The organism is Oleidesulfovibrio vietnamensis (assembly GCF_055388115.1).
In genome coordinates this window covers 3,519,450-3,545,242 of sequence record NZ_AP042419.1, presented here as the reverse complement: position 1 = coordinate 3,545,242, position 25,793 = coordinate 3,519,450, and the positions used below count along the sequence as shown (strand labels likewise).

Sequence of the window (25,793 nt, the reverse complement as noted above, 5' to 3'; positions counted from 1 at the left end):
CAGACTATCTGAAAAAACGCGCCATGCGCATATAAGCTGCCGCGGCATGGCGGTAAAGCCCCGCAGGCAGGAATGTCAGCGTCCACATGGCGGCGGTTTTCATGGAATTGACGCGGCCGCGCAGCGCGTTGCGCGCCCGGACGGCATTGCCTGATTTCCAGTGCCCCACTGCTTCGCGGAATGCCGCCTGCGTATGCAGCAGGTCGGCTTCCGCCCGGTACTGCGTGGCAAATGCTGGCAGCAGGCGGGTGAACTTGTCGCACATCATGCGGGTTTCTTCCGCAGCCAGTTCGAATTTTTCAAAAGTGGTGCTGTTCTGATGCACACGCCAGCGCGTCAGCGGGCTGTCCACATGATCAAGCTTGTGCGCCCAGGCTATGCGTAAAAAAAGGTCGGCTTCTTCGCATATGGAAAAACGCGGATCGAAATACAGCAGAGTGCCGTCGGGGGCGCGGTCCGTACCCGCCACCGATTCCAGCGCGCTGCGGCGGACCATGGCGGACGACATGCTTATCCAGTATCCGCGCAGCAGTTCGGCAAACACATGGCCCCGTCGGGGCGGGGTAAGGGCGAATATCCTGTTCAGCGGGCGGCCGTTCCCTGTGAACTGCTGTGTATCGGTGCACACCAGACCTGTCTGCGGGTCAGCGTACATGCGTTCAAGCTGCATCGCCAGTTTGTCCGGTTCCCACAGGTCGTCACAGTCCAGAAAGGCGATAAAACTGCCCCGCGCCTGTGCGATGGCCAGATTGCGGGCCATGCCCAGCGGTACGGTTGCCGTGTTCCGGAAAATGCGCATGCGGCTGTCATCAAGCCGTTCCACCAGATGATGGCTGCCGTCCGAAGAACCGTTGTCCCAGAATATGACCTCCCAGTCGGAGAAGGTCTGCGCCAGCACGCTGTCCAGCGCCGCAGACAGATGGACGCTGCAGTTCAGGCAGTTCATGATGATGCTGACGGCGGGAGCAGCGGCGGAATCAGGCTGCATCAGCGGTTCTCCTGCATGAATGTGCGCAGCCGCGTGCATACGGCGCGTACGTCGTCCTTGGAAAGGGCCGGATGCAGCGGCAGGGTGAGCAGTTCCTTTTCCAGCCGTTCACTGACGGGCAGCGACCGGCTTGCGCCTCCGAACAGGGTGTGCAGGTGGTTGGGGCGGTAATGCAGACCTGTGGTCAGGCCTTCGCCGTCCAGCAGTCCGCGCAGGGTGTCGCGGCGGCCGTCGGTGATGCGCACGGCCATGATGTGCGGCACCGTGCCTTCGGCATCGGTCTCCAGCAGGGCCACCCCGGGGGTATCCTGCAGCAGTTCCCTGTACAGGGCGCTCAGTCTGCGGCGGGCCGGAGCGAACTCCTGCGGCAGGCGGCGCAGCTGCACTCTGCCGATGGCGGCCATGATGTTGCTCATATGATACCGCCAGCCTTGCGCCGTCACATCAAAATTCCAGCTGCGCTGACCGGCGAACCGTTTTTCCGTGTCCCGTTCGACCCCCAGCAGCCGGGCGTCTTTTACCGCGGCGTTAACGGCGGGGTCTGCGCTGACAATGGCGCCGCCTTCGCCGCAGGTGATGTTTTTGATACCGTCAAAGCTGAAGCACACAATATCGCCGAATGACCCGATGAGCCGTCCTCTGTGGCTGCTGCCGAAAGCATGGGCGGCGTCTTCGATGACGCGCAGCCCGTGTCTGTCCGCAAAGGCGTATACGGCATCCAGATCTCCCGCATAGCCTGCATAGTGCACCGGCATGATGGCTCTGGTGCGCGGCGTCAGACGGCGGGCGGCGTCGTCCAGATCAATGGTCACGCTTGCGGGCAGAGCCTCGCAGGCCACGGGAACCGCTCCGGCGGCGCGTATGGCCTGAAAAGAAGCCACATAGGTGACGGACTGGACCAGCACCTCGCCGCCCTGCGGCACGGCAGCCTGCACGGCAAGGTGCAACGCGGCGGTGCCGGTGTTCACGCAGCTTACATTGGCGGCAGCCACGCCCAGATAGGCGGCAATTTCCGCTTCAAGGCGCTGAACCTCGGCACCCATGCCCAGATAGCCTTCTTCCATGATGATACGGGTGACGGCCTCGGCCTCCTCCCTGCCCACCACGGAACGGGAAAGGCGCAACGGGGCGTTGTGACGGTTGGAATCGCTCATGCTGTTATCCTGACTGATGCGGCCGGAGCCGCCGTTACATGACCGGCGTGCCGGAAAGGTCTGCTCCGGCCCAGCTGAAAGGAATGAACGGCGCGTCCTGCGGGGCGCGTTCCGATTCTCCCTGTCTGTGCGGAATGTCTGTGCAGTTGGCCACCAGTGCCGGAGTGTCGCCTGTGGCGGCAAACCCGTACCAGACCTGCGGCGGGATGCGCAGCAGGCGGTAGTTGTCCGGTCTGCCCAGCGTGACCTGTGCCAGCCTTCCGCTGGTGGGCGATTTTTCTCTGCCGTCGTACAGAACAACATGAATGCAGCCCACGGGAACGGCGAACAGCTGAGTCATGAGGCTGTGCCGTTTCCACGCTTTTACGCGGCGGGGCAGCACTTCGGAAAAATATATTTCCCCGAACTGTGAAAACTGGGGAGAATCCAGACGCAGCATGTGCAGCACGGGGCCGCCTTCAGCCGGTATCTGACGCAGCTCGGAAAGCTGCGCCCCCTCCACGGGCAGCAGTATGGCTGCTGCGCTTATATCTGCGGTGTTCAGCATGATGTCCACGGCAATCCTCCCTGTCGGGCCTTGCGGACATATTCCGCTATCTGGCCGGTGGTGAAAGCGGACATATCACCCGATGCGCCGGAATAAAAGGCATTATACCATTCGGCCGTAAAGCGTACGGTTTCTTCGTGGCGCAGCACAGCGCGCCAGCCCAGCCGCGCCAGCGCCTTGTCGCAGCACAGCTTGAGCAGGGTGCATTCCGCCTCGTGCGCGGGCGGCGTGCCCAGCCGGGCGGTAAATCCCGGCCAATGTGCGCCCAGTTCGCCCACCACGTCGCCTACAGTACGGATAACTTCTGCAGGCGGCCCGAAGTTGAATGCCTGACCGTGCAGCGGGTTTTCGGCCGCAGCTGCTGATTCTGCCGCCAGTCCGGCCCCCAGCCACAGATACCCTGACAGCGGTTCGAGCACATGCTGCCACGGTCTGGTTGCGGAAGGATTGCGGATTATGACAGGTTCACCGGCGGCCCATGCCCGCGCGCAGTCGGGCACGATGCGGTCTTCGGCCCAGTCTCCCCCGCCTATGACATTGCCTGCACGCACCGTTGCACAGCGCGGACCGGATGTGAAAAACGAGGTTATATACGAATGGGCTACAATTTCCGCACAGGCTTTTGATGCGCTGTACGGGTCGTCGCCCCCGAGGTGGTCTGTTTCGCGGTAGCCCCACACCCATTCGTCATTGCGGTAGCACTTGTCACTGGTAATGCTTACCAGCACGCGGACCTCCGGCGTGGTGCGTACGGCTTCCATGACGTTCAGTGTGCCCATGGCGTTGGTGGCAAACGTGGCTGCCGGTTCTCTGTATGAGCGGCGTACAAGCGCCTGTGCCGCCATATGAAAGACAAATTGCGGACGGAAATCGGCAAAAGCCGCCTGCACGGCGTCTCTGTCGCGGATATCGCCCGTGTAGGTGGTTATGCGGTTTTCCAGCCCCATGGCCGCGTACCCCGAGGGGCTGGTGGGAACGCCGTCGGCAAACCCTGCCACCGTGGCGCCCAGTTCCAGCAGCCACGCAGTGAGCCACGAACCCTTGAATCCGGTATGTCCTGTCACCAGAACGCGGGCGCCTTCGTAGACATCAGCAAACATCGGAGCCTCCTGCTGCTGCGGCCCACGGTGCGCTGCCGCTGTTCCACATGGCGTTCAGGTCGTTATAGTCGCGCAGGGTGTCCATGCAATGCCAGAAGCCGTCATGGGGGTACATGCCCAGTCTGCCTTCTGCGGCAAGACGCTCAAGCGGTTCTTTTTCAAGGTCGCAGGACGGATCATCGGAAAGGTAGTTCAGAAACTCGCGTTCAAAGACGAAAAAGCCGCAGTTGATGTATTCGTTGAGCACAGGTTTTTCCTGCCATGACAGAATGTTGCCCTGCTCGTCAGTCTGTACGGCCCCGAAGCGCGAAGGCATGCGCACTCCCGTGAATGTGCCCGTGTTGCCTGAACGGATATGGAAATCCAGCAGGGCGTGCAGATCAATGTCGGCCACACCGTCGCCGTAGGTCACCATGAACCGCTGCGTGTCAATGTGGCGCGCCACCTGACTGATGCGTGCGCCCTTCATGGTGTCCTGTCCGGTGTCGCACATGGTTACGCGCCAGTCGGTGGGGCAGCTGTTGTGTGTGGTCATGTTGCCGGAGGCAAGATCTATGGTGAAATCGGAGTTGCGTATTTTGTATTCCCAGAAATACTGCTTGATCATGTCGCCTTTGTAACCCAGCGGCAGGATGAAGTCCTTGAAGCCCTGCCGGGCGTATATATCCATGATGTGCCACAGAATGGGGCGTCCGCCGATGTCCAGCATGGGCTTGGGGCGTGTTCCCGTTTCTTCGCGCAGGCGGGTTCCTTTGCCGCCGCACATGATGATGACTTTCATGCGAGTATCCTTGCGGTTGTTCTGCTGTTTGCAGCCGGCTGTTAAGGCTGCCCGGTATGGTGTGCCGCGTGCCGCCGGACGGCGGAGCGGAAAAATTCGAGCAATTCTCCGGCATACTGCGGTGGTACGTCCACAGGCCAGTTGACGATGTGCGCGCAGACAGTTTCGGAAACAGGGCATTCACCGCGTACATACCCTGCAGAGGCAAGCCCTGCGGGAGCGCAGACCACCGGCTCGCGGAACCATGTCCATGCGGTGTCCACGCGGTGTTCCATGGCTGCCAGCAGTTTTTCCGCACGCGGCACGGGCATGACAAACCGGTGCGGCACTATGTAACGGTCGGCATCGTAATAGGCTGCCGGCACATAGTCTGCCAGCGGCGTGTCGGCCACGGCATCCAGATAGCCCTGCAGCATGACCCTGCGCTGTGTTTCGGCCGCTGCGGCGCAGCGCAGCGCAGCCGTACCGCCGCGTGCCAGAAAGGCAGGCATGCGCGCCGGATAGGCATAAGGATGCGTATGACGCCCGGCGCCGCCGGCTGCGGGGGAATCCGCCGTAAGCAGCACCGGCCCGCTGCCGGTCATGCGGCCGTACAGCCGCCGCAGCAGCGCCGCGGCGGGGTAGCGTCCGTAACGGGCCGGATCATGGTACCGTGTTTCAAAAAGCAGCTGCTTCCACAGCCTCATCTGGTGCGCCTCTTCCAGTTCGGGCGCGGATTGCGCCATGCGGGCCACCGCGTCGTACAGTGCAGTGTTGCGGGTGTATACCACGCCCCCGATAAGCGTGTTGAGCGGTTTTGTGTGGTCTGTGGAGAAAATCGCTGCATCGCCGAAGGTGCCTGCGGTGCGGCCGTGCAGCCGCGATCCCAGCGTCAGGGCGCAATCTTCAATGAGCAGCACCCCGCGTGATCGGGTTATCAGGGCGATGTCTTCTATCCGGCAGGGAATACCGAAACTATGCTGGGCAACCACTGCTCTGGTGCGGTCTGTGAGGGCGCGTTCCACCGCCTGCGGGCAGGTGCCCAGCGTTACCGGATCCACATCGGTGTATACGGGGGTGGCGCCGGTGCGCAGCACAGCATCGGCCATGACGGCGCAGGTGAAGGCGGTGAGTATCACCTCGTCACCTGCTCCCACTCCGGAAGCTTTCAGCAGGGCGTAAAGGCCCATGCGTGCGGCGGCAAAGCTGACAGACCCGCCCGTGCCGGTGTGTCCGGCACCGTGCTGGTCGGGCAGTGAGCATTGCGAGGTGCACGGCAGGGAACACGCTGCGCGGCAGGTTGCGGCGGCGTCCTCTGCGGGCGGCGCATCGTCGATGCATAAAGGGCGTTCGATGAACCGTGTGAACGCTTCTTCATATTCCGCCACAGCCTTGCGCGTGTCGCCGACGCAGTCCGGCTGCGGTACCACTGCGGCGGGGGCCGCCGGTGCGCCGGTGATGAACCCGAAGCAGTGCGGTTGCAGCAGCTGGCGCAGCATACGGCGCAGCGAAGCGGCCGTCCGGCCCGCCCGCGACGGCACAAGCCTTCTGATTTCAGCCGGATACCGCGGCACAGGCAGCGCGGCCAGGGCGTCTGCGTATGCGGCACCGTGAGGACCGGCGTGTACCGCCTGCAGCAGCCGTTGCTGCGGGGTATGTGCGGCCGCGGCCGGAGACGTACAGGTGTCTTCCTCACGGGTGCTTTGCCTGTGGCGGATGTATTCCTGTGCCTGTTCCGGCCCTGCTCCGGACCAGCAGTCGTCTGCCAGTCCCAGCATGGCAAGAATGCGTTCCGGCGAAGGGTTGAAAAAGACCGTATCCCGCATTGCGGTTCCGCTGTGTTTCAACGCGTCCAGCTGCTGCCGGTTCATGCCCAGCAGACGGCGGGCGTGGTCCAGAATATCCTGTGTGCTGCCGGCGGGAAACCAGATGGTGTTTCTGCCGGGTTCCGGCATGTAGTTGAGCGCGCCGCTGCCGCCCATGGAAGCCGCAATGACAGGTATGCCGCGGCATGCGGCTTCGGCCAGCGAACCGGAACCGGTGCCTATGACCAGCCTTGCCCGGCTGAGTGCCTCGGGCATGGTGCCGCCTATGGTCAGGCTGCCTCTGGGCAGCAGGTGTGCATAGGCTGCGGGGTCGGTGTCAGGATGAAATTTGACCAGCAGCGCCGCATCCGGAGGCAGCGGCAACGGGATTGAGCGCAGGCGGCGCAGCAGTGAACGGTTTTCTGCTTCGGAAATGGACAGCAGAATCAGGACGTCTCTGGCGGGGCATGCCCGCTGCGCCTGAGGGGCGAACAGATGGCGGTAGCGCAGGGCGGCGCCTGCGGCCGCTCTGCCGGTGGTGTCTGCAGCCAGCGCATGCGGCCCCAGCGTCAGGATGGTGTCGGGCAGCACCTGCAATGGTTCTTCGGCCATGTCCGGCTGCATGTTCATCTGCTCCGGAGGCACCACAAGCAGCTGCGCGCCTGCAATGCGGCACGCGATGCCCGCACGGCGTATGCCGCGGAACAGCAGTTTTTCCGTTTGCTGGTTTTCGTACCATGAAACCACGGTGAGGGCCCGCGCTGCACCCGCGCCGCCTGAGTCTGTTACCGTTCCCAGCCTGCGGCCGGTGATGCCGCGTGCGTAATAGCGCGCCGTGACGTCGTGCATGGCCGCCCACAGCGCACGGCTGATGCGCCGGTCTATGAAGGTGCGGTCAAAGGGCGGCTGACCGCCTGCGGGGGGTGTTGTTTCCCGTGGCTCTTCTAATGACGGAATGTCATCATTTCCGTATGTTTTTTCGTATGACGGGGTGTCATGTGGTGCGTCATCGCTCCATCTGGCCAGAGCCTGATGGGCAGAAGTGCCTGTGGCGGCAGGCGGCTGCGGCGCGGCCACGGCCTGCAGAACGCGCCGCAGGGCAAAGGGTGCGCGAATGGCGGCCAGCCCTATGCGCAGCAGGTCGGCAACGGTGAACAGCTGTGTGTCCAGAATGACGGGAACACGTTGCTGCTGCAGCACCCTGAGAGCCCGGTAGAACACCAGCGGGTTCTCCCCTTCGCAGACGCGCGGCAGGTAGGCATATTCCACGCCGGCCTCTTCCAGTGCGTCGCTTAGTCCGGGCAGGTACACTTCGTTGAATCTGCCGTTGCGGACTATGCGCTTCATGTGGAAAAACGTGTCGATGAGTACCAGAGGCCGCGGTCCGGCCTGTTCCGCTGCGGTGTTGCGGTTCAGGCCGTTTACGGCGTGTTCCTGCGCGGGGCCGGAACTCCAGCACAGGCGGGTGACAAGAGTATTGACGGCAAGGCTGGCCAGCCACACGGTGCTGCGCAATGCATACCGGGCCATCTGGAGCCATCTGGTACGTTGCGGCATGTGCACGGCTGCGTCATCCCAGTCAAGGGACGCAAGCAGGTCGGCGTAGAAGGTGTTTTTGGCCAGCACCGGATTAGCCAGCAATACCTCGTCGTTGCAGAAACGGGTGGAAAGCTCGCTCAGTCTCCGGCGCAGCGCGGCTCTTTTTGCTTCGGTCGTAGGGGATGTCATAGCTCATTTCCGTGAACGGTGCTTTTGCTGCGGGGCCTGCCGGTCTTGCGGGGTCTCCGCCTGTCCGTCCATTTGTCCGGCCGTCTGTCCGGCCTGCATGTCGGGCAGAGTCCGCAGATATGCCACAAGGTCATTGATATCGTACCAGACTTCTTTGTCCACCATGTCCTGTATTGTCTCCCGCGGCAGGTCCCACCAGCGCGTGCGCAGCAGCAGGCTGCGGGTGGCGGCGTCAAAGCGGTACCTGTGTACATGCGCCGGAACGCCTGTCACCACGGCAAAGGGCGGTACATCGCGGGTCACCACGGCCGAAGCGCCTATGACGGCCCCGTGGCCCACGGTGACGCCCTTGCGGATGACGGCATTGGCTCCTATCCACACGTCTGACCCGATGACCGTTCTTATGCTGTCGCGGCTGAAGTTGCGCCAGCCTTTGCAGAACCCGCCGCTGGATTCATACAGGTAAAAGGTGTGGGTGGTGGTGAAGGTGTCATGTTCCCACAGTCCGATATATGCGCCGGGGCCCACGGAGGTGAACCTGCCGATGTCGGCGGCAACGGCCATGGAACCGGCAGAAAGATAGCTGTAGGCGCCCAGTACCGAGTCGCGCAGTTCGGCGTTTTTTTTCAGCCGGGCGTGTTCGTGCATGACGCTGCCCGCAATTTCGCAGCCCTGTGCCACCGTGGCCGCGGGATGAATATGGTTGCAGCCGGTCTGGCCGCCGCTGTGCATGGCAGGCTGTTCTGCGCTGGTCATGGCGTCTCCCTGCGTTCAGGATGCGTTTTCTGCCCCGTGGTGCCGGGTCAGCAGAGGTGCGGTGCGCCGGTACATGTCTTCCAGCCCCTGCCGCAGCGAAACCTGCGGCGTATAGCCCAGTACTGTGCGGGCTTTGTCTTTGTCTGCATGTATGCCGTGCATGTCTCCTGCCGTGCAGCCGGAAAACTCCACGGTGACAGGTGCCGGATGCAGAGCACGCAGTTCTTCCACCAGCTGCCCCACGGTAACACGGCCGCTGCCGGCGATGTTGATCACTTCGCCGTGCGAGCGCTGCTGCCCGAGGCAGAGCAGGAAGGCGCGTACCACATCGTCAATGTGCACAAAGTCCCGGTATCTTTCCGGGCTGCCTTTCACATGAATGTGCCCGTTGCGCAGCATCATGGCCATGAAAATGGAAACCATGCCCTGACGCATGTTGTCCATGTTCTGCCCGTGGCCGTACACATTGAACAGGCGCAGCGCGGTGGAACGGATGCCGAACTGTTCATGCAGGCGCAGGTAGTGCTCGCTGGCCAGTTTGCCCACACCGTAGAATGAAAGCGGTGCTGCGGGGGCTGTTTCATGCACGGGTTCGTCCGGCTGGCAGCCGTATACCGACATGGTGCTGGCATATATGAGCCGCGTGCAGCCGGTGCGGCGGGCAAACCGCAGCAGATGCAGCGTCGATTCAGTGTTGGTGCGCAGGTCATATGCGGGATCGTCAAAACTCACTTCGCCGCTGCTTTGTCCGGCTATGTGAAAAATCGCGTCAAAGGGGGTGCGCGGCAGGACGGTATCGTACAGGGCGGCGTCCTGACAGTCTGCCTTGATAAAGGCGGCACCCGCGGGAACATTGTCGCGGTATCCTGTTGTCAGGTTATCCACGCCGGTGACCTGATGTCCCTGCTGCAGCAGGGCGCGCGCCACGGCGGAACCGATGAATCCGGCAATGCCGGTTACAAGATAGTTTGCCATTGTCTGTATGCTCCGTGTCCGGCACGGGCCGGAACGTGGTCTGTCTGCTTTGGGACGGGTTATGCCCCGCCGCACTGCAACAGCTGCAGCAGGTGGTCCTTGAGCGGGTGCAGGTCGGCTGCCCACGGATGGCCGGAGCCGGCAAAAACCGCGCCCCTGCCGAAAAACAGGGTGCCGCAGGCTGTGGCCGCTTCCAGATCGGTGCTGCTGTCGCCCACCATTACCGTGCGGGTCGCGGCAGCGCCTGTTCTTTCCAGAATGTCCGCCAGCAGCTGCGTCTTGTGCGGCGGCGAGCCGAACACGCCGTCGAAACGTGCGGCAAGTCCGCGGGCGCTCAGCACCGTATTCAGCTCGTCATGGGGGGCGCCCGATGCCACATACAAAGGCACTCTGCCGTGCAGTGCTTCCACCGTTTCCAGTGCACCGGGCACGCAGGGGGCGGCCATAACCTCTTCAAAGGCCAGTCGGGCAAACCTTTCGCCCATGGTCTGCAGGTCTTCCTGCCGCGCGGGCCTGCCCAGCACCTCGGTGCAGAACCATTCAAACTTTCTGAATCTGCTCACTCCGCCGTGAGCCGCATGGTATTCCAGCATCCGCCCGACGGCTGCGGGACCGTGCTCTTCCACCGTGCGGGCAAAGGCGCGGGTTTTTACCTCCACGCTTTCCAGCAGAACTCCGTCGCAGTCAAAGACAACCAGTTCCAGCGCCATTATTTCACTCCGGCGGCGCGCAGCGCGTCGATGAGATTGGCAATGGTATCGGTTTCCATGCGTATGCGGGCCTCCTTGGCGTAAGACCCGATGTGCGGAGTCAGGATGACGTTGTCCAGCGAACTCAGCGGCCCGGTGTAGGGTTCGTTGCCGAAAACATCCACGGCGGCGCCGGCCAGATGGCCGTCGGCAAGGGCTTCGTACAGCGCCTGCTCATCTATCAGGCCGCCGCGGGCCACGTTGATCACCCAGCTGCCGCGTTTCATGCGCCGCAGGTGTTCCGCGGTGAAAAGCGAACATTCGCCGCCCGTCATGGAGCAGTGCAGGCTCAGAATATCCGCCCAGCCGAGCAGTTCTTCCACGGGCATGCAGGGATAATCACCGCAGCAGGATACCGGATCGTTGAAGGCCACCTGTACTCCCAGCGGAGTGAAAATATCTGCCACGGCGCGGCCTATGCGACCCATGCCGACAATACCCAGCCGCTTGCCCCCCAGCAGGTTGCCCATGCGTTTTTTCCACACGCCGGAACGCAGTTCCCTGTCCATGCGCGAAACCTGACGCATAAGATCAAGAGCCAGTCCGAGGGTCAGTTCCGCCACTGCCTGCGTGGGGCCGTCCGGCGTGTTGCGTACGGCGATGCCGCGTGCGCGTGCGGCTTCCATGTCCACGTTGTCCATGCCGGTGCCGCAGCGGGAGATGACCTTGAGGCCGGGCAGCGCGTCCATGACGCGGGCTGTGAGCGGTTCCGTGCCTGCCGCCACGGCCACGCAGTCCTGCAGCAGGTCTATGGTTTCGTTTTCGGTCAGTTTGCGGCCCAGCGGGTTCAGCACATAGTCTATGTGCTCCTGCCGCAGCAGCTGCAGCGGTGCCTCGCTGAAGCGGGCGAATGACGACGTTGTTATGGCTATTTTCATGCTGTTTATCCGTAAAGCAGATATTGTGCGCCATGCGCACGGGTTTGATGGCGCGTTCAGCGGTCGGAGCGGCTGCCGGTGACGCGCGCCGGTACGCCGGTGGCCACGGTATGGGGGGGCACATCGCGCGTCACAACTGCTCCTGCGCCCACAACTGCGCCGGTGCCTATGCGTACATCGGGCAAAATGGTGCAGTTGGCGCCTATCCAGACGTCATCCTCTATGACTATGCGGCCCGGCCTGTGCCCCTGCATGCTGATGGGAATACCGGCTTTGCCGAACCTGTGGTTTGCCGCACGGATGACGGTGCCGGGCCCTATGCCGCAGTCGCTGCCTATGGTTATGGTACCGCCGTCTTCGGCGTCCACAAATACCCCGCTGTTGAGTGCCGTGCGGCTGCCGATGCTGATGCTGCCGCCGCGGGCGTACAGGCTGCAGCGCGGCATGATGCGCACCTGCTGCGCAAAGTGCATGTTGCGGCAGCCCCGCAGCAGGCAGCCTGTTCCCATACGGGGCGCGCCGCTGCCGAACAGCGGCCGCAGCATGGCCATACGCAGCAGGGTGCCCGCTGCGGTGGGCGGCACGGCTGCAAGCCATGTCCACAGTTCTTCGGCGTTGTCGCGCAGCGCAGCGCGCAGGCAGAGCGTTTCAGGACGCGGCAGCATGGGTCAGGCTCCGGTGTAGTCTCTGCGCAGGGTATCCTGCTGCATCATGGCGCGGGCCCTTTCCAGATCCTGCGGGGTGTCCACGCTCAGGGTTCTGCCGGAGAACGGCACCATGCGTACTTTTTCGCCGTGTTCGAGAATGCGCATCATGTCCACCGACTCGATGCGTTCCAGCGGGGTTTCAGGCAGGCTGTTGAAGCGCAGCAGATAATCGCGGCGGAACGGGATGACGCAGACCTGTTTGCGCATGGGCACGTTGAGCACGCCTTTTTTGCGCGAGGGCACAGGCTCGCGCGAAAAGTACAGCGCATCACCGTGCAGGTCTGTCACCACCTTGACTTCATTGGGGTCTTCAAATTCCGCTTCTGTTTCCATGTCGGCCATCAGGTTGGTCACGTTCACCGAGGCGTCTTCCAGCATGGGGGCTATGGCGGCGTCTATCATGTCCGGAGTGACCATGGGCTCATCTCCCTGCACCATGACGACGATATCCACGCTTTTACCGGTCATTTCTTCAATTTTCAGCATGGCTTCCGCAGTGCGGTCCGTGCAGCGTTCATGGGTGTCTGCCGTCATGACCGCCTTGATGCCGGCCTTGCGGGCATATTCCATGATTTCTTCGTCGCAGGTGGCTATCCATGTTTCGCTGACAGCGGGAGCCATGGCGGTGCGCAGTGCCACGTGGCCCACCATGGGCACGCCGTGGATGTCGGCCAGCGGTTTGCCGGGAAACCGGCTGGAACCCATGCGGGCGGGTATTATGGCGATAATGTTCATTGCTGTGTCCTTGCGGTGTTCTTGCTGTGCCCCGCGTACTGCCGCTGCGGCAGCCGCGGGCTGTCAGAAATAAATCATCAGAAAGAAATCATCAGGGATAAATTTTCAGGGGCAGGCTCAGCTGGCGCTTCCGGGGTCGTGCACCAGCACGCCCTGCACCTCATCCATTTCGGGGTGCAGCTCCCTGTGCAGTTCTTCAATGGTATGCAGCACGCCCTGTCCCAGGTCGGTATGCAGCACAGGGGTCATTTTTCTGCCCACGCGGGGACTGAAATTGTACGGTGTAATTTCGTAGTGCCCGCTGGCGGGATTGTCGTTGAATGAAAAACTGACAGGCCTGCCCAGCATTTCGGCAATCATTTTAAGCAGATTTCCCACCTGCATGGGCTGGTGTCCGGTCAGCACGATGTGCAGGTTGGCATATTCGGGGTTGAGTATCTCCACGCTGGAGCGCGCCGCATCTTCCACATGGATGTATTCGCGCAGCGCTGTGGGGCGGCCGTAGTAGGTGATGTGTCCTGTTTCCAGAGCTTCGCGCACAAAACGGTATATGGCGTTGCGCTTGTCGGCGCGGGGGCCGTACAGCGAGCCGTAGCGCAGTATGGTGTAATCAAGCCCGTGCAGCTGCTGGTAGGTTTCGATGTACAGTTCGCTGGCTTGTTTGCTGCAGCGGTAAAAGCTGCCCGCCTGACTGTACACATACACCGAGCTGGCAAAGACAAAACGACGGACTCCTGCCCTGCGGCAGGCGTCCAGCACAATGGTGTTGCCCAGTATGTTGTACTTCACCGTGTCCACGGGGCGTTCTCCGGCTTCGCCTATGTCGGCTATACCGGCAAAGTTGTAGACGGCCTGTGCCCCGTCCACTGCCCGCTGCACGGCGTTTTCGTCCAGAATGTCGCCTGTGATCATGGTCTGGTCGCCGCGCAGCCACGGGGATGCGACAATGTCGAATATGGTGACCTCGTGGCCTGCTTCCGACAGCTTGTCGCAAACATGCGAACCGAGAAAACCGGCACCGCCGAATACTGTGATTTTCATGACGTACTCCGTTATCGGCTGCAGGTTCAGCGGGGTGCCGCGGCAGGGTTCTGTGCGGCATTCCACAGAAAGACGGCATCAAGCCCGTAAGCGATGAAGCGGTACCCTTGCGCCGTGCGGCGGGCCAGCTCTGCCGGATCGGGCGAGACGATATGCAGCCCCATGGGAATCTGACGGGCTTTGGCGGCGGACTCGATGCGGGCCAGTGCGGCCGTGAATTGCGGATGGGCGAAATCGCCAGTGCAGTCCATGGATCCGGACAGGTCGTAGGGACCCACCATGATGGCGTCCAGCCGCGGATGGCTCAGAATATCGTCAATGTTTTCCACGGCGCGGATGTGTTCTATCTGCGCCACAAAAACGGTTTCGGCAGCCTGTGCCATGCCGTGGTCGAAGTTTCTGCCGTACAGGTTGCCCCGGCAGAATCCCACCCCGCGTGTTCCGGCAGGCGGGTAGAGTGCCCAGCTTATGGCTTCGTCCAGCTGGGCGCGTGTTTCTATCATGGGAAAAATGAGGCCCTGTGCGCCGGAATCCAGCGCGGCCTTGATGCCGGTCATGTCGCAGTGGGCCACGCGGGCAAAGGGGGCCGTTCCGCCCAGCGACACCGCACGGAACACATCGGGGAGCTGTGACCGGCTGAAGGCGCCGTGCTCCAGGTCGGCGGCCACCCACTGGTAGCCTGCCGCGCCCAGTATTTCGGCCACGTCGGCAGAGGGCAGCTGCAACCATGTGCCCACAGAGGGCAGGCCGCGTTGCATGGTTTCGCGTATGGACTGTGCTGTATGCATGGTTTGTTCCGTCATGATCAGAAAATTTTCCAGTGGGGCCGCTTCATTATCACGTCGCGGCTGTCCTCGAACTGGGTTTCGGTCAATATGAGTGTGCGCACCCTGCGTTTCAGGTGTTTTTCGGCATTCACGCACAGGGTATGTACTTTTTCGGGGTCCACGTCGCCCACGATGAGCACGTCGATAAGCCCGCTGTCCACGCCGTTGGCGTAGTCGTCCAGTATATAGACTTCCAGTACGGTGCCCAGATGGTTGACGATGATTTCCACCAGCCCGTCAATGCCCATGTGCTTGCGCACAATGGAGCTTATTTCAGGGAAAAACGGATGACTGCGGTTGGCATTGTAAAAGATGTAGCGCCCTTTTTTTTCCTTGTTGAGGTAGCCGGCCTGCGAAAGGCCGTCGAGTTCCTCCTTGAGCGCGTTGGGCGAGAGTTCGAATTCCGAAGCCAGCTCACGCAGGTAGGACGAGACGTCCGGATTGAGAAAAAGCTTTATGAGCAGTTTGACCCGGGTTTTCGATGTGAAAAGCGAACTGAGCATGTTCATGATGACTAAAACCTGACGTTATATGTACGGCCCTCAAGAGCCGGAAATAGGGCGCGCATCAGTTTTGTGCGCGCTGTGCCGCAAGGGCGAGAAATTGTCTGTACTGCGGCAGCACCTGTGCTGCGGGGCCCTGCATGCGTACGGTGCCGTTATCCAGCCAGATAAGCGAATCGCAGTCCTCTATGGTGGAAAGCCGGTGTGCGATGACGATAACCGTATAGTTGTGCGCCAGCGAACGTATGGTGTGACGGATGATGTCTTCGCTGCCTTTGTCGAGCGCGCTGGTGGCTTCGTCCAGCACCAGCACCTGCGGGCGGCCGTACAGTGCCCTGGCCAGCGCCACTCGCTGGGCCTGCCCGCCGGAAAGCCGCGCGCCGCGTTCACCTATGGGGGTGTCTTCCTGCTGCGGCAGATGCCGGACAAAATCCATGCCCGCCATGCGGCAGCATTCAAGCACTCTCTGGCGGTCGAAGGAACCCCCCTGAGGGACAAAGGCGATGTTTTCAGCAAGGGTTCCGTCTATGATGTAGGGTTTCTGCCCCACATAGCCCACGCGGGAACGCCAGCAGGCCATGGTGCGCGGTGTCAGCGGAGTGTCGTCCATGGTTATGCTGCCCTGCTGCACGGGCAGCAGGCCGGTAAGCATGTCCGCAATGGTGGATTTGCCCGCACCGGAGGCGCCCACGATGCCGGTCATGGAGCCTGCGCGGAAGACCGGCGAGATATTGTCCAGCGCAGGCCTGCCGTTTTCGCCGTAGCAAAAACTCACGTTGCTGAAGGTGATGGCGCCGCGCAGGGGCGGCAGCTCGTCGTTGCCCTGCTGGTCTGCGGCAAAAGGGGACTGCAGCACGTCGATGATGCGCAGGGTCTGAGGCAATGCCCGCCGGATGTTGGCCACGCGGATGAGCAGCCTGTTGACCGCCGGCAGTGCGCGCCACGCGGCCACGCCCAGCAGCGCCAGTGTGCCGGTTATTTCCGCGGCGTCCGCGCCGGCGCCCAGTGTGAGATACAGCGTGACGCCGCACAGAGCAAAAATACCTGCCGTTTCAAGCAGCCACTGGGGTGATGTGCCCAGCACGCGGGTGACGGCATCGGCATCGGCGGCGGTACGCACGTTGCGGCGGTAGGCATCAAAGAACGCCTGCCCCCTGCCGGAAGCCTTGATGTCTTTTATGCCGTGCAGGGCGGTGGTGGCAGCTTTGTTGGCGGCCATGTCAAAGCGTGTCCAGCGCTGGGCATGGCGGTCTATGCCGGGGCGGACCACCCGCAGTACGATGACTGCGGCCAGCGTAAGCACCGCCATGATGATGGCGCTGGCCAGCGGCGCCCATGCGATGAGTGTCAGCACGGAAACGGCGGCCACCAGCAGTTCGTTCATGCCCTGCATGGCCTGAAATGTCAGGGCGGAACCCACCTCGCGCCGCCAGGTGAGCAGCGTCACAAGATCGGCGGAGTGTCTGCCCAGATGCCACAGGTACTGCCTGCGCAGAAAGCGCTGCAGCAGCATTTCGCCCACGGTGGCGTCCACCCGGGCGCAGAAGGTGCTGCTGGCCTGTGTGAGCATCCATGCGCCGGCGTTTTTTGCCAGCACAAGCAGCAGCATGACGCAGCTGAGGATGATGAGCAGTTCCGTGGCGGAAGCGGGAAAGGCAGCCCCTGCGGCATGTCGCAGCGGTGCCAGACGTTCCGAACCGAGTATGCTTTCCGGAGCGGTGGATGCCGATGCGAAAAGGGCGACACAGGCAATGAACAGCATTTCGACAACGGAGACCAGCCCCATGCCGGCGGCAATGATCCAGAACCGGCGGCGGAGAGCAGCCGGGAGAAGGTGCAGGATACTGCGCAGAACGTCCAGAGTGGAATGCAGCATGTCAGATGTATCTTGTTGATTGTTATTGTATTTTGCTGCGGAGCGGCTTGTGTCGCCGTGTGGTTGTTGCCATGCCTGTCTTTTTTGAGTACAGAAAAACTGTACAAACTAGGTATCGCCAAAGAGGCATTACTGTCAACGGCACCATACACACCCTGCGGGGCATGCGTCAAAGCCCGCACAGAAAAAAGGCACCACGGCCGGTGTCCGCAACCGCGGCAGGGCGTCAGATGCGGGCTGCCGCGAGATGACGGTTTTGAACAGCAAAATTGAACGCACATGGTGAAAAAGCTGTGAGTTATTTCATATCTGATAAAAACCCCGTGTTTGTGATAGCCGAAATCGGCGGCAACCACGAAGGCGATTTCGCCTACGCCAGAAAGCTTGTCTCGCTGGCCATTGAATCCGGCGCTGATGCCGTGAAGCTGCAGGTGTACGCCGGTGATGCTCTGGTCAGCCGCGTTGAAAGTCCTGACCGCAACCGGCATTTTAAAAAATTTGAATTGAGCCGCGGGCAGTACGAGGCGCTTATCGACATGTGCCGCCATGCGGGGGTGCAGTTCATGGCCTCGGCATGGGACAGGGAACGGCTGGGCTGGATAGAACCGCATGTGCGTATTCACAAGGCTGGTTCCGGCGACCTCACCGCCTACCCCATGCTGCGGGCACTGGTGTCCACGGGTAAGCCGCTGGTTCTGTCCACGGGGCTGTCCACCATGCCGGAAGTGGAAGCCGCGGTGCGGTATATCGGCAGTCTGGATTCCTCCTATATCACGCAGGGCAAACTGGCGTTGCTGCAGTGTTCCTCGGCATACCCCTGTCCGGACGGCGACGCCAACCTGAATGTCATGCATTCGCTGCGTCAGGCATTCGGCCTGCCGGTGGGCTATTCCGACCACACCACGGACAGCGAGGCGGCCTATGCCGCTGCCGTCATGGGTGCGCAGATACTCGAGCTGCATTTTACGGATACGCGGGAAGGAAAAAGTTTCCGCGACCATCTTGTTTCAATCACGCGGGACGAACTGCGCGACCTGCTGAAACGTATCCGCAGGGCGCGCACGCTGCAGGGCAGCTGGGTCAAGCAGCCCACGGACACAGAAAAGGCGCAGGGACATGTGACATCGTTCCGGCGTTCCGTGTACGCGGCGCAGGATATAGCCGCCGGACAGCTGTTTACTGAAGACAACCTGACAGTGCTGCGGCCCGCGCACGGCGTGTGCGCCACCCGCTACGAGGATTTTCTGGGGCGCAGGGCGCCGCGCAGCATGGGAGCGCACGAGGTGCTTACGGCTGCCGACCTGCAGGCCGTGCTGGAACAGGAGTGATCATGATGTCTTCAGAGATGCAGCCCCCGCAGCACGGCCCGGATGAAAGACGTTTTCAGAGCCGCGTGCGCACGGCGGCGTCCGGCGGGCTGTGGCACGACATGCGCCGCTGGTGGCAGCTGCGCCGCGTGGGCAGTGCCGGCTGCGGCATACACATGGACAGCGGTGTGCATCTGATGCGGTACACGCGGCATATGCATTTCGGCGACAATGTGTTTTTCAAACAGGGCGCGCGGCTGTGTGTGGCTCAGCCGCAGGGTGAACTGCGCATCGGCAGCAATACGACAATAGGATATCACACGACTATTTTTGCAAGCTACTCTGTAGTGATAGGGGCGGACTGCCTCATAGCGCCCTTCTGTTATCTGGTGGATGCCGACCACGGCATTGCGGCGGGCAGCAGAATCAACACGCAGGATATGACCGCCCGCCCCGTGGTGGTGGGCGATGATGTGTGGCTGGGGGCGCGTGTGACCGTGGTTTCGGGGGTGCGTATAGGAACCGGCGCTGTGGCGGGGGCCGGCAGCGTCATTACTGCCGATGTGCCTGCAGGGGCCATCGTGGCCGGTGCTCCGGCACGGATAGTGGGATACAGAAAATGAATGCGGTGCTGCAGAAAAAAGGCGGTGTCGGAATAATCATTCTGGCGCGGCTTGATTCGACCCGTCTGCCGGGCAAGGCGTTGCGTACGGCTGCCGGCAAGGAAATGCTGGGGTATGTTGTGGAACGGGCCCGTATGGTCCGCGGGGTTTCAGAAATTGTGCTGGCCACAACGGACAGAACCGTGGATGACCGGCTGGAGGAATTTGCCGCGGCCTGTGATCTTGCGGTGTTCCGCGGGTCGGATGTCGATGTGGCCGGCCGCGTGGCGGCCTGTGTGCGCTGGCGCGGGTGGGATGCCTTTGTGCGCATCAACGGCGACAGCCCGTTTATTGATCCGCAGACCATTTCCAGTGCCGTGAATCTGCTGTACGGGCTTGGCGGTGTTTCTGCCGCCGGACTGTCCGACAGTCATGCCCAGCGGGGCAACATGCACGCGGAGTGTGCCTCTCTGCCGCTGGTTGCCTGCGGGTCGGTGACTCTGGCCGGATATGCCGGACATGACGCCACCGAACTGCCCGACATGGTCACCAACGTGCTGCGCCGCACCTTTCCCAAGGGACAGAGTGTCGAAGTATGCCGCGCATCGGCATTTCTGGCAGGGTATGCCGCCATGCATCTGCCCGAGCATCTGGAGCATGTGACCAAATACTTTTACGACACCCGCAGCATCCGCATCATGAATATGGAATCGGGTGATCCTTCGCTGGGCGAAATTCAGCTGGCCGTGGATACGGAAGAAGATTTTGCTCTGTTTGAGCGTATGCTGGCCAGAATGGACCGGCCGCATACGGCCTATGCCGCCCATGAAATAATCGAACTGTACAGGGAATGCCTGCATGGCTAGCCAACCGCTTGTTACGGTCTACATCACCAATTACAATTACGGCAGGTTTCTGCGTCAGGCTGTGGAAAGCGTGTTTGCCCAGACCCTGCACGATTATGAGCTGCTCATCATTGATGACGGTTCCACGGACGGGTCGCGCGATATCGTGCTGGAATATGAGGGGCGCCCCGGGGTGCGCGTACTGCTGCAGCAGAACGCCGGGCTGAACCGCACCAGCAACACGGCCCTTGGCATGGCACGCGGGCGGTACATCATGCGGCTGGATGCCGATGATTATCTGGCACCCGAAGCGCTGGCCGTCATGACGGATATTCTGGAGCGCAACCCTTCCGTGGGGCTTGTCTTTCCCGATTATTATTACGTTGATGAAAACGGGGCCGTTATCGGCAGAGAGATCCGCAACGATTTCAACGGCGGTGTTTCGCTGCCCGATATGCCGGCGCACGGCGCGTGCACGCTTATCAGGCGGTCACATCTGCTGAGCGTGGGCGGCTATAGCGAAGAATTCCGCTGTCAGGACGGGTATGACCTGTGGTTGCGGTTTATTGAAAAGCACGATGTGCGCAACGTTAACGAACCGTTGTTTTATTATCGCCAGCATGGCGGCAGTCTGTCGGGCGACCGCAGGATGATTGTGGAAACCCGCGCGCGCATCAAAGAGGCGCATGCCCGCAGAAGCAACCGGCCGGCCTGTCCCACACTGGCGTTTGTTCCTGTACGCGGGCTTTCCGTGGACCCCCACTGTCTGGCGCTGGAGCAGCTGGGCGGCAGAACGCTGCTGGACTGGACGCTGGATGCCGCGCTGGAGGCAACGCAGCTGTGCGGTGTGGCTGTCACCACGCCCGATGCGGCAGTGATGGACCATGTGCGGCGGCGGTACGGCAGCGCTGTGCACATTGTGGAGCGTCCCAGAGCGTTTGCCCGCAGCAATACCGCGCTGCATGACACCCTGCAGCACGTGCTGGACAGTCTGCCCCTGCTGGCCCGTCAGGCCCGCGCCTGCATGATGCTGTCAGTGGAGACGCCTTTTCGCAGCAGCCTGTACATTGACAAGGCCGTCAATACGGCACGTATTTTCGACGTTGATACGGTGATACCCGTCAACCCTGAGAATGATCTTTTTTTCCGGCATGACGGCACGGGGCTGCAGCTGGTTGGCAACAATCAGCGTTACGGCGGCATGCGGTTCGAGCGTGAGTATCTTTTCCGTGCCGTGCCGGGGCTGCACCTGCTTACCCGCGGCTGGTACGAAAAAAGCCCGCACTGGCTGGGCGACAGGGTGGGCCACATAGTGCTGGCAGGTGACGCGCTGCATGTGGTGTCTTCTGCGCGCGATCTGGCTGTTGCCGAAACGTTGCTGCGTCTGGAGCGTGAACGTATATGTGCGGAATAGCAGGGTACATAGGCAGGCGCTGTCTTCCGGATGACGTCGTGCGGCGCTGCCATGCGGCCATGCGCCACCGCGGGCCGGACGGCAGCGGCACATTCCGGCGGTGTACCGCGGACGGCAGGCATGTGCTGCTTCTGCATGCACGGCTTTCCATACTGGACCCCGACCCGCGTTCGGGTCAGCCCATGCAGCGCGGCGGCGGAGTGCTGGCATTCAACGGCGAGCTGTACAATTTTTCCGAAGTGCGTGAACGGCTTGAGCGGGGCGGGCTGGCTTTTGACACCACCGGCGATACCGAGGTGCTGTTGCGGGCGCTGGATCCGCAGGGGCGGTCCATGTTGTGCGGGGGCCACGCCGCAGAAGATCTGCTGCACGGCATGGCGGGAGCGCTGGATGCATGCGAAGGCATGTGGGCCTTTGCCTACTTTGATGCTTCGCGCGGCACGCTGGTGCTGGGACGTGACCGTTTCGGCGAAAAGCCGTTGTATTACCTGCGCGATGACGACGGCGGGCTGTATTTCGGCTCGGAGCCTAAACTGCTGGCTGCGCTGACAGGGCGGCCCCTGCGGCCCGATACCGAGCATCTGCGCCGGTATCTGGTAAACGGCTACAAGTCGCTGTACAAAACCCGGCAGACGTTTTTTGCCGGTCTGCGTCAGGTGCCCGCCGGAACCATGCTGGCGGCGGATGCCGGCGGCCTGCGGGGACTGTGCTACTGGGAGCGTCCTCATGCCGCGCACGATCCCGTGCAGGAAGACATGAGTTTTGCAGACGCTGTGCGCGGCACGCGCGAGCGCCTCATCCGCTCCGTGGAGCTGCGTCTGAGAGCTGATGTGCCGCTGGCGTTCTGCATGAGTGGCGGAATTGATTCCAATTCGCTTATCTGCATCGCCCGCAGGGTATTCGGGTACGATGTGCACGGATTCACGGTCATGAACACCGACGCCCGCTACGAAGAGCGTGAATGCGTGGAGCATGTGGTCCGCGAGCTCGGACTGCGGCATACCTCGGTATCACCTTCCGTCGCGGGGTTTCTGGACGGGCTGCGGACTCTGGTGCGTGCCCACGATGCGCCGGTACTGACCATTTCATATTATGTGCACTGGCTGCTCATGCAGCGTATCCGGCAGCAGGGATATGCCATATCCATCAGCGGTACGGCCGCCGATGAACTGTTCACCGGCTACTACGACCACCATAATCTGTATCTGGCCGCCATGCACGGTTCGGGGGCCTTGTACGACAAAGCGCTGGAAAACTGGCGCCGCCATGTGGCACCCGTGGTGCGCAACCCGTACCTGCAGGACCCGGAGGTGTTTGTGCACGCCCCGCAGGAACGCGGCCACATATACCTGCATAACGACAGATTCGCCGGGGCGTTGCGCCAGCCTTTCGACGAGCCTTTTACGGAACATGCCTACCACGCCGTGCCCCTGCGCAACAGAATGCTGAACGAGCTGTTCCACGAAGCGGTTCCCGTCATTCTGCATGAGGACGACCTCAACGCCATGTACCATTCGGTGGAAAACCGTTCCCCTTTTCTGGACAGAGCTCTGTTTGATTTTTCGCTGCGCATACCTGTGCGGCATCTTGTGCGCGACGGAATGGCAAAGGCTGTGCTGCGCGAAGCCATGCGCGGCATTGTGCCCGATATGATTCTGGATAACCGCCGCAAGGTGGGGTTCAATGCGCCGGTGCTTGATTTTCTGGATGTGCGGGACAGCGCGGTCCGGGCGCAGGTCTTGGCGGACAGTCCCGTATGGGACTTTGTGCGGCGTGATGCCGTGGCGCAGCTGCTGGACGGCCGGTCTCTGGGCAACAGCGAAAGCAAGTTTTTGTTTAACATCCTGTGCTGCAAGATGTTTCTTGAAGACTGCGCCGATGCGTGAGGCGTTTATTTCAATAACTGTCCGGTTGCTTTTCGTAAGTTTTGCGTACGCTTTTCGACAGAGGTGTATTTTATGAGAATGATACTGGAAATGCTTTTCGGCGACCGTCTGTGGCGAGTCTGGAGTCTGCTGATAGCCTGGGCGCTGCGCTGTTACGGCGTGCAGGTGGGCCGCGGTTTTTTCATCAAGGGGCGCATCCTGCTCAAACTGCGCGGCAGACGCGACCGCATAATCATCGGAGACAATGTTTCCGTGTGGGGTGATCTGGATCTGCGCAACCGTGAAAACGGCACCATAATTCTGCGGGACGGTGTGGTGGTTGACGGGCCGTGCCGGCTGGTGGCGGCGCGGGACGCCGTGGTGGACATAGGAGAGCAGTGCGCTCTTACGCCGTATCTGCTGCTTAATGCCGGAGCCGATGTCCGCATAGGCCGCGGTACGATCATCGGTCCCCGTGTGAGCATCAACTCCAGCGAGCATGTCTACGACCGCAGCGTGCCCGTCAGGCAGTCCGGTTACACGCACGAACCGGTGATCATCGGCAGTGACTGCTGGCTGGCGGCCAACGTGTCCGTAACAAAGGGCGTGACCATAGCCGATGGCAGCGTTATCGGTGCCAATGCCGTGGTGACCGCAGATACCCTGCCGTATTCGGTCAACGTGGGTGTGCCTGCCAGAAAAATCTGCGACAGGCCCTGAAGAATACCGGAGCCACAGATATGGGCGGCACGCTGCATCTCATAGACTCCTGCGCTGCATCGAAAGCGTTTCTGGCGGCATACGGCGCACAGGCCCGTCATGAACGGGTGTTTTCAACTCACTGGTCTGTGGTGGACCACCTCCAGGCTCACGGTGTTGCATGCCGTGATGTTTCATCCTTCACGCCGGACAACACCATACGCACGCTCATGGACAGCTCCTGCCGTGAACTGCATGAACTGCTCCGGCCGCTGGATGCCGGTATATCCGCCGGGTTGTGCCGTATGCTCGGCCTGCCAGAAATGGACGTGTTCGACCTGCTCTACCGTTATCACGGGCAGTATCACCTGACGGGGGCGCGTCTGCTTTCGCACTGGGCCGATGCTGCTTTTGTGCCGCACGGCACGGCCGTCGTGCATTACTGGCATCAGCGCGAAGCTGCGGCCCATCCTGTTTTTTCTTTTCTGGGTATTTTGCGCAGTGCGGCATATATGCACGGCGCCCGGCTGCTGGAGCATCCCGTCACGTCACATGGCTCCGTGCTGGAACACGGCTGGAAGCGGGCTTTGCGTCTGGCTCTTGCACCGCGCAGGACTTTGCAGCGCCTGAGGGCCGCCGCCGAAGGGCGGCGGGGGGTGCGGCTGCACCGCGGTCGCTCGCTGGCTGTGGTCTTTCAGCCTGAAAAGCAGCTTGGCGGCATGTTTGCCCGCCATGCCGATACTGTTCTTGTGTGGCCGCGCGAAGGAGTGCGTCCGGTGCGGGGAATACCTGCCACCGGCCGCACGTTGTGGGCGGACGCCGCGGAGTATGTGCGCAGGTCGGCCCCGGGGGTGCCCGGCGGATCGGCCGGCGGGCCTGTGTTTACGGGTACGGACAGGCAGGCGCTGCAGGATCGCCTTGTTGCCGATTTTACCGCACGGCTGGCTTATTTCATGGCGCCTGCGGTGCACATGCAGCGGATTCATGACTGCTACGGGGTGACCGCGGCCGGCTGGACAGTGCCGCTGGTAGGCACTCCCTCGCGGCTTGCCTCGGAAGCTCTTATGCGGCAGGGCGTTCCTGTGGCGGGGCTGCAGCACGGCGGCTGTTACCTTTCGCAGCATCTGGGCGAAAAACATTTTATGACCGATTTTGCCGCCTGCACCCATTTTATCAGTTATGCCGCCGATCAAGAATGTTTTGAAGACGCCTACAGCGCCGGTGAACGTCGTGCTTACGGCGCGGTAAGGTGCTGCACGGTACTGCCGGGGGGCAATGCCGATCATGCATCGCCCCGTCAGGGCGCCGAGCCTGTGGATGTGGTCTTTCCCGTCACTAACGCGGTGGATCTTTTCTGGACGTGCCGTACCGGAGCGGACAGGCTTGCCCGTGCGCAGTGTGCCGTGCTTGAAGCACTTGAAGCGCGCACCGACCTGCGCAGTATCGTCAAACCTTTTCCCCATGCTTCACGCGACAGCATTGCCGTGACATCCGCACTGCGCGGGCTGCGTCATGCTCAGGTGGTGCAGATGGGCTGGCGCGATTTTCTGGAGCGCTACCGGCCCTCTCTGGCGGTCATTGAATTTCCTTCCACGCCGCTGTATGAGGCTCTGGCGTATGACATGGATATTTTTCTGCTGACAGACCCTACGGCACCGTTCACCGAACGGGCGCTGCGGCTGCTGGAGCGCAGAGTTCACGTGTTTCATACGGCGGATGAGCTGACACAGGCTCTGTTGCGATATTCTCCGCAGCAGGGCGGCAAGCTGCGCGATACGGCATTCAGCCGCGCCTATGTGAACACCGCTTGCCCGCTGTCAGGCATAGAAAGCCATCTGGCGGCCATGATGGCGGGGCAGGGGCGCTGAAGAGCTTTTGTGGCGGACAGTATTTTCTGCGGTCGCGAGACCGCCGGTCCTTGACATTGCAGCG

General features: G+C 61.7%; 23 protein-coding genes. 7 read left to right on the top strand and 16 right to left on the bottom strand.

What is annotated here, in order from left to right:
• Positions 1–4: 4 nt before the first annotated feature.
• From ACZ5D1_RS15875 to ACZ5D1_RS15800, 16 genes are all read right to left on the bottom strand, one after another.
• Positions 5–988: a glycosyltransferase family 2 protein gene (locus ACZ5D1_RS15875; RefSeq protein WP_464555454.1), complete on the bottom strand. Its 984-nt coding sequence runs from the start codon at positions 986–988 to the stop codon at positions 5–7.
• The gene (locus tag ACZ5D1_RS15870; protein ID WP_464555452.1) at positions 988–2,142 is read right to left on the bottom strand and encodes a DegT/DnrJ/EryC1/StrS family aminotransferase; all 1,155 of its coding nucleotides are present in this window, start codon (positions 2,140–2,142) and stop codon (positions 988–990) included. Before ACZ5D1_RS15870 ends, ACZ5D1_RS15875 begins: the two co-directional genes overlap by 1 nt.
• Positions 2,143–2,176: 34 nt before the next feature.
• Positions 2,177–2,689 carry a dTDP-4-dehydrorhamnose 3,5-epimerase family protein gene (locus ACZ5D1_RS15865; protein ID WP_049753969.1) on the bottom strand — a complete coding sequence of 171 codons (513 nt, stop codon included), beginning with the start codon at positions 2,687–2,689 and terminating at the stop codon, positions 2,177–2,179.
• The gene (gene rfbG / locus ACZ5D1_RS15860; protein WP_273195168.1) at positions 2,683–3,789 is read right to left on the bottom strand and encodes a CDP-glucose 4,6-dehydratase; all 1,107 of its coding nucleotides are present in this window, start codon (positions 3,787–3,789) and stop codon (positions 2,683–2,685) included. Before rfbG ends, ACZ5D1_RS15865 begins: the two co-directional genes overlap by 7 nt.
• On the bottom strand, positions 3,779–4,570 hold the full coding sequence (gene rfbF, locus ACZ5D1_RS15855; protein WP_455696568.1) for a glucose-1-phosphate cytidylyltransferase: 792 nt from the start codon (positions 4,568–4,570) through the stop codon (positions 3,779–3,781). The genes rfbG and rfbF overlap by 11 nt, the downstream gene beginning before the upstream one ends.
• 41 nt (positions 4,571–4,611) lie before the next feature.
• Positions 4,612–8,082, bottom strand: a complete 3,471-nt coding sequence (locus ACZ5D1_RS15850; protein ID WP_464555450.1) for a DegT/DnrJ/EryC1/StrS family aminotransferase — start codon at positions 8,080–8,082, stop codon at positions 4,612–4,614.
• Positions 8,083–8,085: 3 nt separating this feature from the next.
• Positions 8,086–8,838: a CatB-related O-acetyltransferase gene (locus ACZ5D1_RS15845; protein WP_011369355.1), complete on the bottom strand. Its 753-nt coding sequence runs from the start codon at positions 8,836–8,838 to the stop codon at positions 8,086–8,088.
• Between the two features lie 15 nt (positions 8,839–8,853).
• Positions 8,854–9,813 (bottom strand): NAD-dependent epimerase/dehydratase family protein, encoded by a 960-nt coding sequence (locus ACZ5D1_RS15840; protein WP_051364088.1) that lies wholly within the window; start codon positions 9,811–9,813, stop codon positions 8,854–8,856.
• Positions 9,814–9,872: 59 nt separating this feature from the next.
• A complete protein-coding gene (locus ACZ5D1_RS15835) occupies positions 9,873–10,523 on the bottom strand; it encodes an HAD family hydrolase (protein ID WP_027182628.1) in 651 nt (216 codons plus the stop codon).
• Positions 10,523–11,440: a phosphoglycerate dehydrogenase gene (locus ACZ5D1_RS15830; protein WP_011369352.1), complete on the bottom strand. Its 918-nt coding sequence runs from the start codon at positions 11,438–11,440 to the stop codon at positions 10,523–10,525. The genes ACZ5D1_RS15835 and ACZ5D1_RS15830 overlap by 1 nt, the downstream gene beginning before the upstream one ends.
• Before the next feature lie 56 nt (positions 11,441–11,496).
• Positions 11,497–12,105 carry an acyltransferase gene (locus tag ACZ5D1_RS15825; RefSeq protein ID WP_011369351.1) on the bottom strand — a complete coding sequence of 203 codons (609 nt, stop codon included), beginning with the start codon at positions 12,103–12,105 and terminating at the stop codon, positions 11,497–11,499.
• Between the two features lie 3 nt (positions 12,106–12,108).
• Entirely contained in the window at positions 12,109–12,882 is a 774-nt protein-coding gene (gene kdsB, locus ACZ5D1_RS15820) for a 3-deoxy-manno-octulosonate cytidylyltransferase (protein ID WP_027182626.1), read from the bottom strand.
• A gap of 117 nt (positions 12,883–12,999) precedes the next feature.
• Positions 13,000–13,923 (bottom strand): NAD-dependent epimerase/dehydratase family protein, encoded by a 924-nt coding sequence (locus ACZ5D1_RS15815; RefSeq protein WP_464555447.1) that lies wholly within the window; start codon positions 13,921–13,923, stop codon positions 13,000–13,002.
• A 26-nt stretch (positions 13,924–13,949) separates the two neighbouring features.
• Positions 13,950–14,711: an HpcH/HpaI aldolase family protein gene (locus ACZ5D1_RS15810; RefSeq protein WP_027182625.1), complete on the bottom strand. Its 762-nt coding sequence runs from the start codon at positions 14,709–14,711 to the stop codon at positions 13,950–13,952.
• 17 nt (positions 14,712–14,728) lie between these two features.
• A complete protein-coding gene (locus ACZ5D1_RS15805; protein ID WP_027182624.1) occupies positions 14,729–15,253 on the bottom strand; it encodes a GntR family transcriptional regulator in 525 nt (174 codons plus the stop codon).
• 64 nt (positions 15,254–15,317) lie between these two features.
• Positions 15,318–17,129, bottom strand: coding sequence for an ABC transporter ATP-binding protein (locus tag ACZ5D1_RS15800; RefSeq protein ID WP_464555445.1), 1,812 nt, complete (start codon positions 17,127–17,129; stop codon positions 15,318–15,320).
• 293 nt (positions 17,130–17,422) lie between these two features.
• Between ACZ5D1_RS15800 and ACZ5D1_RS15795 the strand changes: the two genes are divergently transcribed.
• From ACZ5D1_RS15795 to ACZ5D1_RS15765, 7 genes are all read left to right on the top strand, one after another.
• Complete coding sequence (locus ACZ5D1_RS15795) at positions 17,423–18,457, top strand: N-acetylneuraminate synthase family protein (protein ID WP_011369345.1); 1,035 nt, start codon at positions 17,423–17,425, stop codon at positions 18,455–18,457.
• A gap of 2 nt (positions 18,458–18,459) precedes the next feature.
• The gene (locus ACZ5D1_RS15790) at positions 18,460–19,059 is read left to right on the top strand and encodes an acyltransferase (protein ID WP_011369344.1); all 600 of its coding nucleotides are present in this window, start codon (positions 18,460–18,462) and stop codon (positions 19,057–19,059) included.
• Complete coding sequence (locus ACZ5D1_RS15785; protein ID WP_455696574.1) at positions 19,056–19,904, top strand: cytidylyltransferase domain-containing protein; 849 nt, start codon at positions 19,056–19,058, stop codon at positions 19,902–19,904. Before ACZ5D1_RS15790 ends, ACZ5D1_RS15785 begins: the two co-directional genes overlap by 4 nt.
• The gene (locus ACZ5D1_RS15780) at positions 19,897–21,297 is read left to right on the top strand and encodes a glycosyltransferase (RefSeq protein WP_011369342.1); all 1,401 of its coding nucleotides are present in this window, start codon (positions 19,897–19,899) and stop codon (positions 21,295–21,297) included. The genes ACZ5D1_RS15785 and ACZ5D1_RS15780 overlap by 8 nt, the downstream gene beginning before the upstream one ends.
• Positions 21,285–23,183: an asparagine synthase (glutamine-hydrolyzing) gene (gene asnB / locus ACZ5D1_RS15775; RefSeq protein WP_464555442.1), complete on the top strand. Its 1,899-nt coding sequence runs from the start codon at positions 21,285–21,287 to the stop codon at positions 23,181–23,183. Before ACZ5D1_RS15780 ends, asnB begins: the two co-directional genes overlap by 13 nt.
• 72 nt (positions 23,184–23,255) lie before the next feature.
• Entirely contained in the window at positions 23,256–23,882 is a 627-nt protein-coding gene (locus tag ACZ5D1_RS15770) for an acyltransferase (protein WP_011369340.1), read from the top strand.
• Between the two features lie 20 nt (positions 23,883–23,902).
• Entirely contained in the window at positions 23,903–25,729 is a 1,827-nt protein-coding gene (locus ACZ5D1_RS15765) for an amino acid kinase family protein (protein ID WP_027182621.1), read from the top strand.
• Positions 25,730–25,793 lie beyond the last annotated feature (64 nt).

Bases quoted from the DNA above. Each gene is read 5' to 3' on its own strand.
- ACZ5D1_RS15875 (WP_464555454.1), bottom strand. From the start codon at position 988: ATGCAGCCTGATTCCGCCGCTGCTCCCGCCGTCAGCATCATCATGAAC.
- ACZ5D1_RS15870 (WP_464555452.1), bottom strand. From the start codon at position 2,142: ATGAGCGATTCCAACCGTCACAACGCCCCGTTGCGCCTTTCCCGTTCC.
- ACZ5D1_RS15865 (WP_049753969.1), bottom strand. From the start codon at position 2,689: ATGCTGAACACCGCAGATATAAGCGCAGCAGCCATACTGCTGCCCGTG.
- rfbG (WP_273195168.1), bottom strand. From the start codon at position 3,789: ATGTTTGCTGATGTCTACGAAGGCGCCCGCGTTCTGGTGACAGGACAT.
- rfbF (WP_455696568.1), bottom strand. From the start codon at position 4,570: ATGAAAGTCATCATCATGTGCGGCGGCAAAGGAACCCGCCTGCGCGAA.
- ACZ5D1_RS15850 (WP_464555450.1), bottom strand. From the start codon at position 8,082: ATGACATCCCCTACGACCGAAGCAAAAAGAGCCGCGCTGCGCCGGAGA.
- ACZ5D1_RS15845 (WP_011369355.1), bottom strand. From the start codon at position 8,838: ATGACCAGCGCAGAACAGCCTGCCATGCACAGCGGCGGCCAGACCGGC.
- ACZ5D1_RS15840 (WP_051364088.1), bottom strand. From the start codon at position 9,813: ATGGCAAACTATCTTGTAACCGGCATTGCCGGATTCATCGGTTCCGCC.
- ACZ5D1_RS15835 (WP_027182628.1), bottom strand. From the start codon at position 10,523: ATGGCGCTGGAACTGGTTGTCTTTGACTGCGACGGAGTTCTGCTGGAA.
- ACZ5D1_RS15830 (WP_011369352.1), bottom strand. From the start codon at position 11,440: ATGAAAATAGCCATAACAACGTCGTCATTCGCCCGCTTCAGCGAGGCA.
- ACZ5D1_RS15825 (WP_011369351.1), bottom strand. From the start codon at position 12,105: ATGCTGCCGCGTCCTGAAACGCTCTGCCTGCGCGCTGCGCTGCGCGAC.
- kdsB (WP_027182626.1), bottom strand. From the start codon at position 12,882: ATGAACATTATCGCCATAATACCCGCCCGCATGGGTTCCAGCCGGTTT.
- ACZ5D1_RS15815 (WP_464555447.1), bottom strand. From the start codon at position 13,923: ATGAAAATCACAGTATTCGGCGGTGCCGGTTTTCTCGGTTCGCATGTT.
- ACZ5D1_RS15810 (WP_027182625.1), bottom strand. From the start codon at position 14,711: ATGCATACAGCACAGTCCATACGCGAAACCATGCAACGCGGCCTGCCC.
- ACZ5D1_RS15805 (WP_027182624.1), bottom strand. From the start codon at position 15,253: ATGCTCAGTTCGCTTTTCACATCGAAAACCCGGGTCAAACTGCTCATA.
- ACZ5D1_RS15800 (WP_464555445.1), bottom strand. From the start codon at position 17,129: ATGCTGCATTCCACTCTGGACGTTCTGCGCAGTATCCTGCACCTTCTC.
- ACZ5D1_RS15790 (WP_011369344.1), top strand. From the start codon at position 18,460: ATGATGTCTTCAGAGATGCAGCCCCCGCAGCACGGCCCGGATGAAAGA.
- ACZ5D1_RS15785 (WP_455696574.1), top strand. From the start codon at position 19,056: ATGAATGCGGTGCTGCAGAAAAAAGGCGGTGTCGGAATAATCATTCTG.
- ACZ5D1_RS15780 (WP_011369342.1), top strand. From the start codon at position 19,897: ATGGCTAGCCAACCGCTTGTTACGGTCTACATCACCAATTACAATTAC.
- asnB (WP_464555442.1), top strand. From the start codon at position 21,285: ATGTGCGGAATAGCAGGGTACATAGGCAGGCGCTGTCTTCCGGATGAC.
- ACZ5D1_RS15770 (WP_011369340.1), top strand. From the start codon at position 23,256: ATGAGAATGATACTGGAAATGCTTTTCGGCGACCGTCTGTGGCGAGTC.
- ACZ5D1_RS15765 (WP_027182621.1), top strand. From the start codon at position 23,903: ATGGGCGGCACGCTGCATCTCATAGACTCCTGCGCTGCATCGAAAGCG.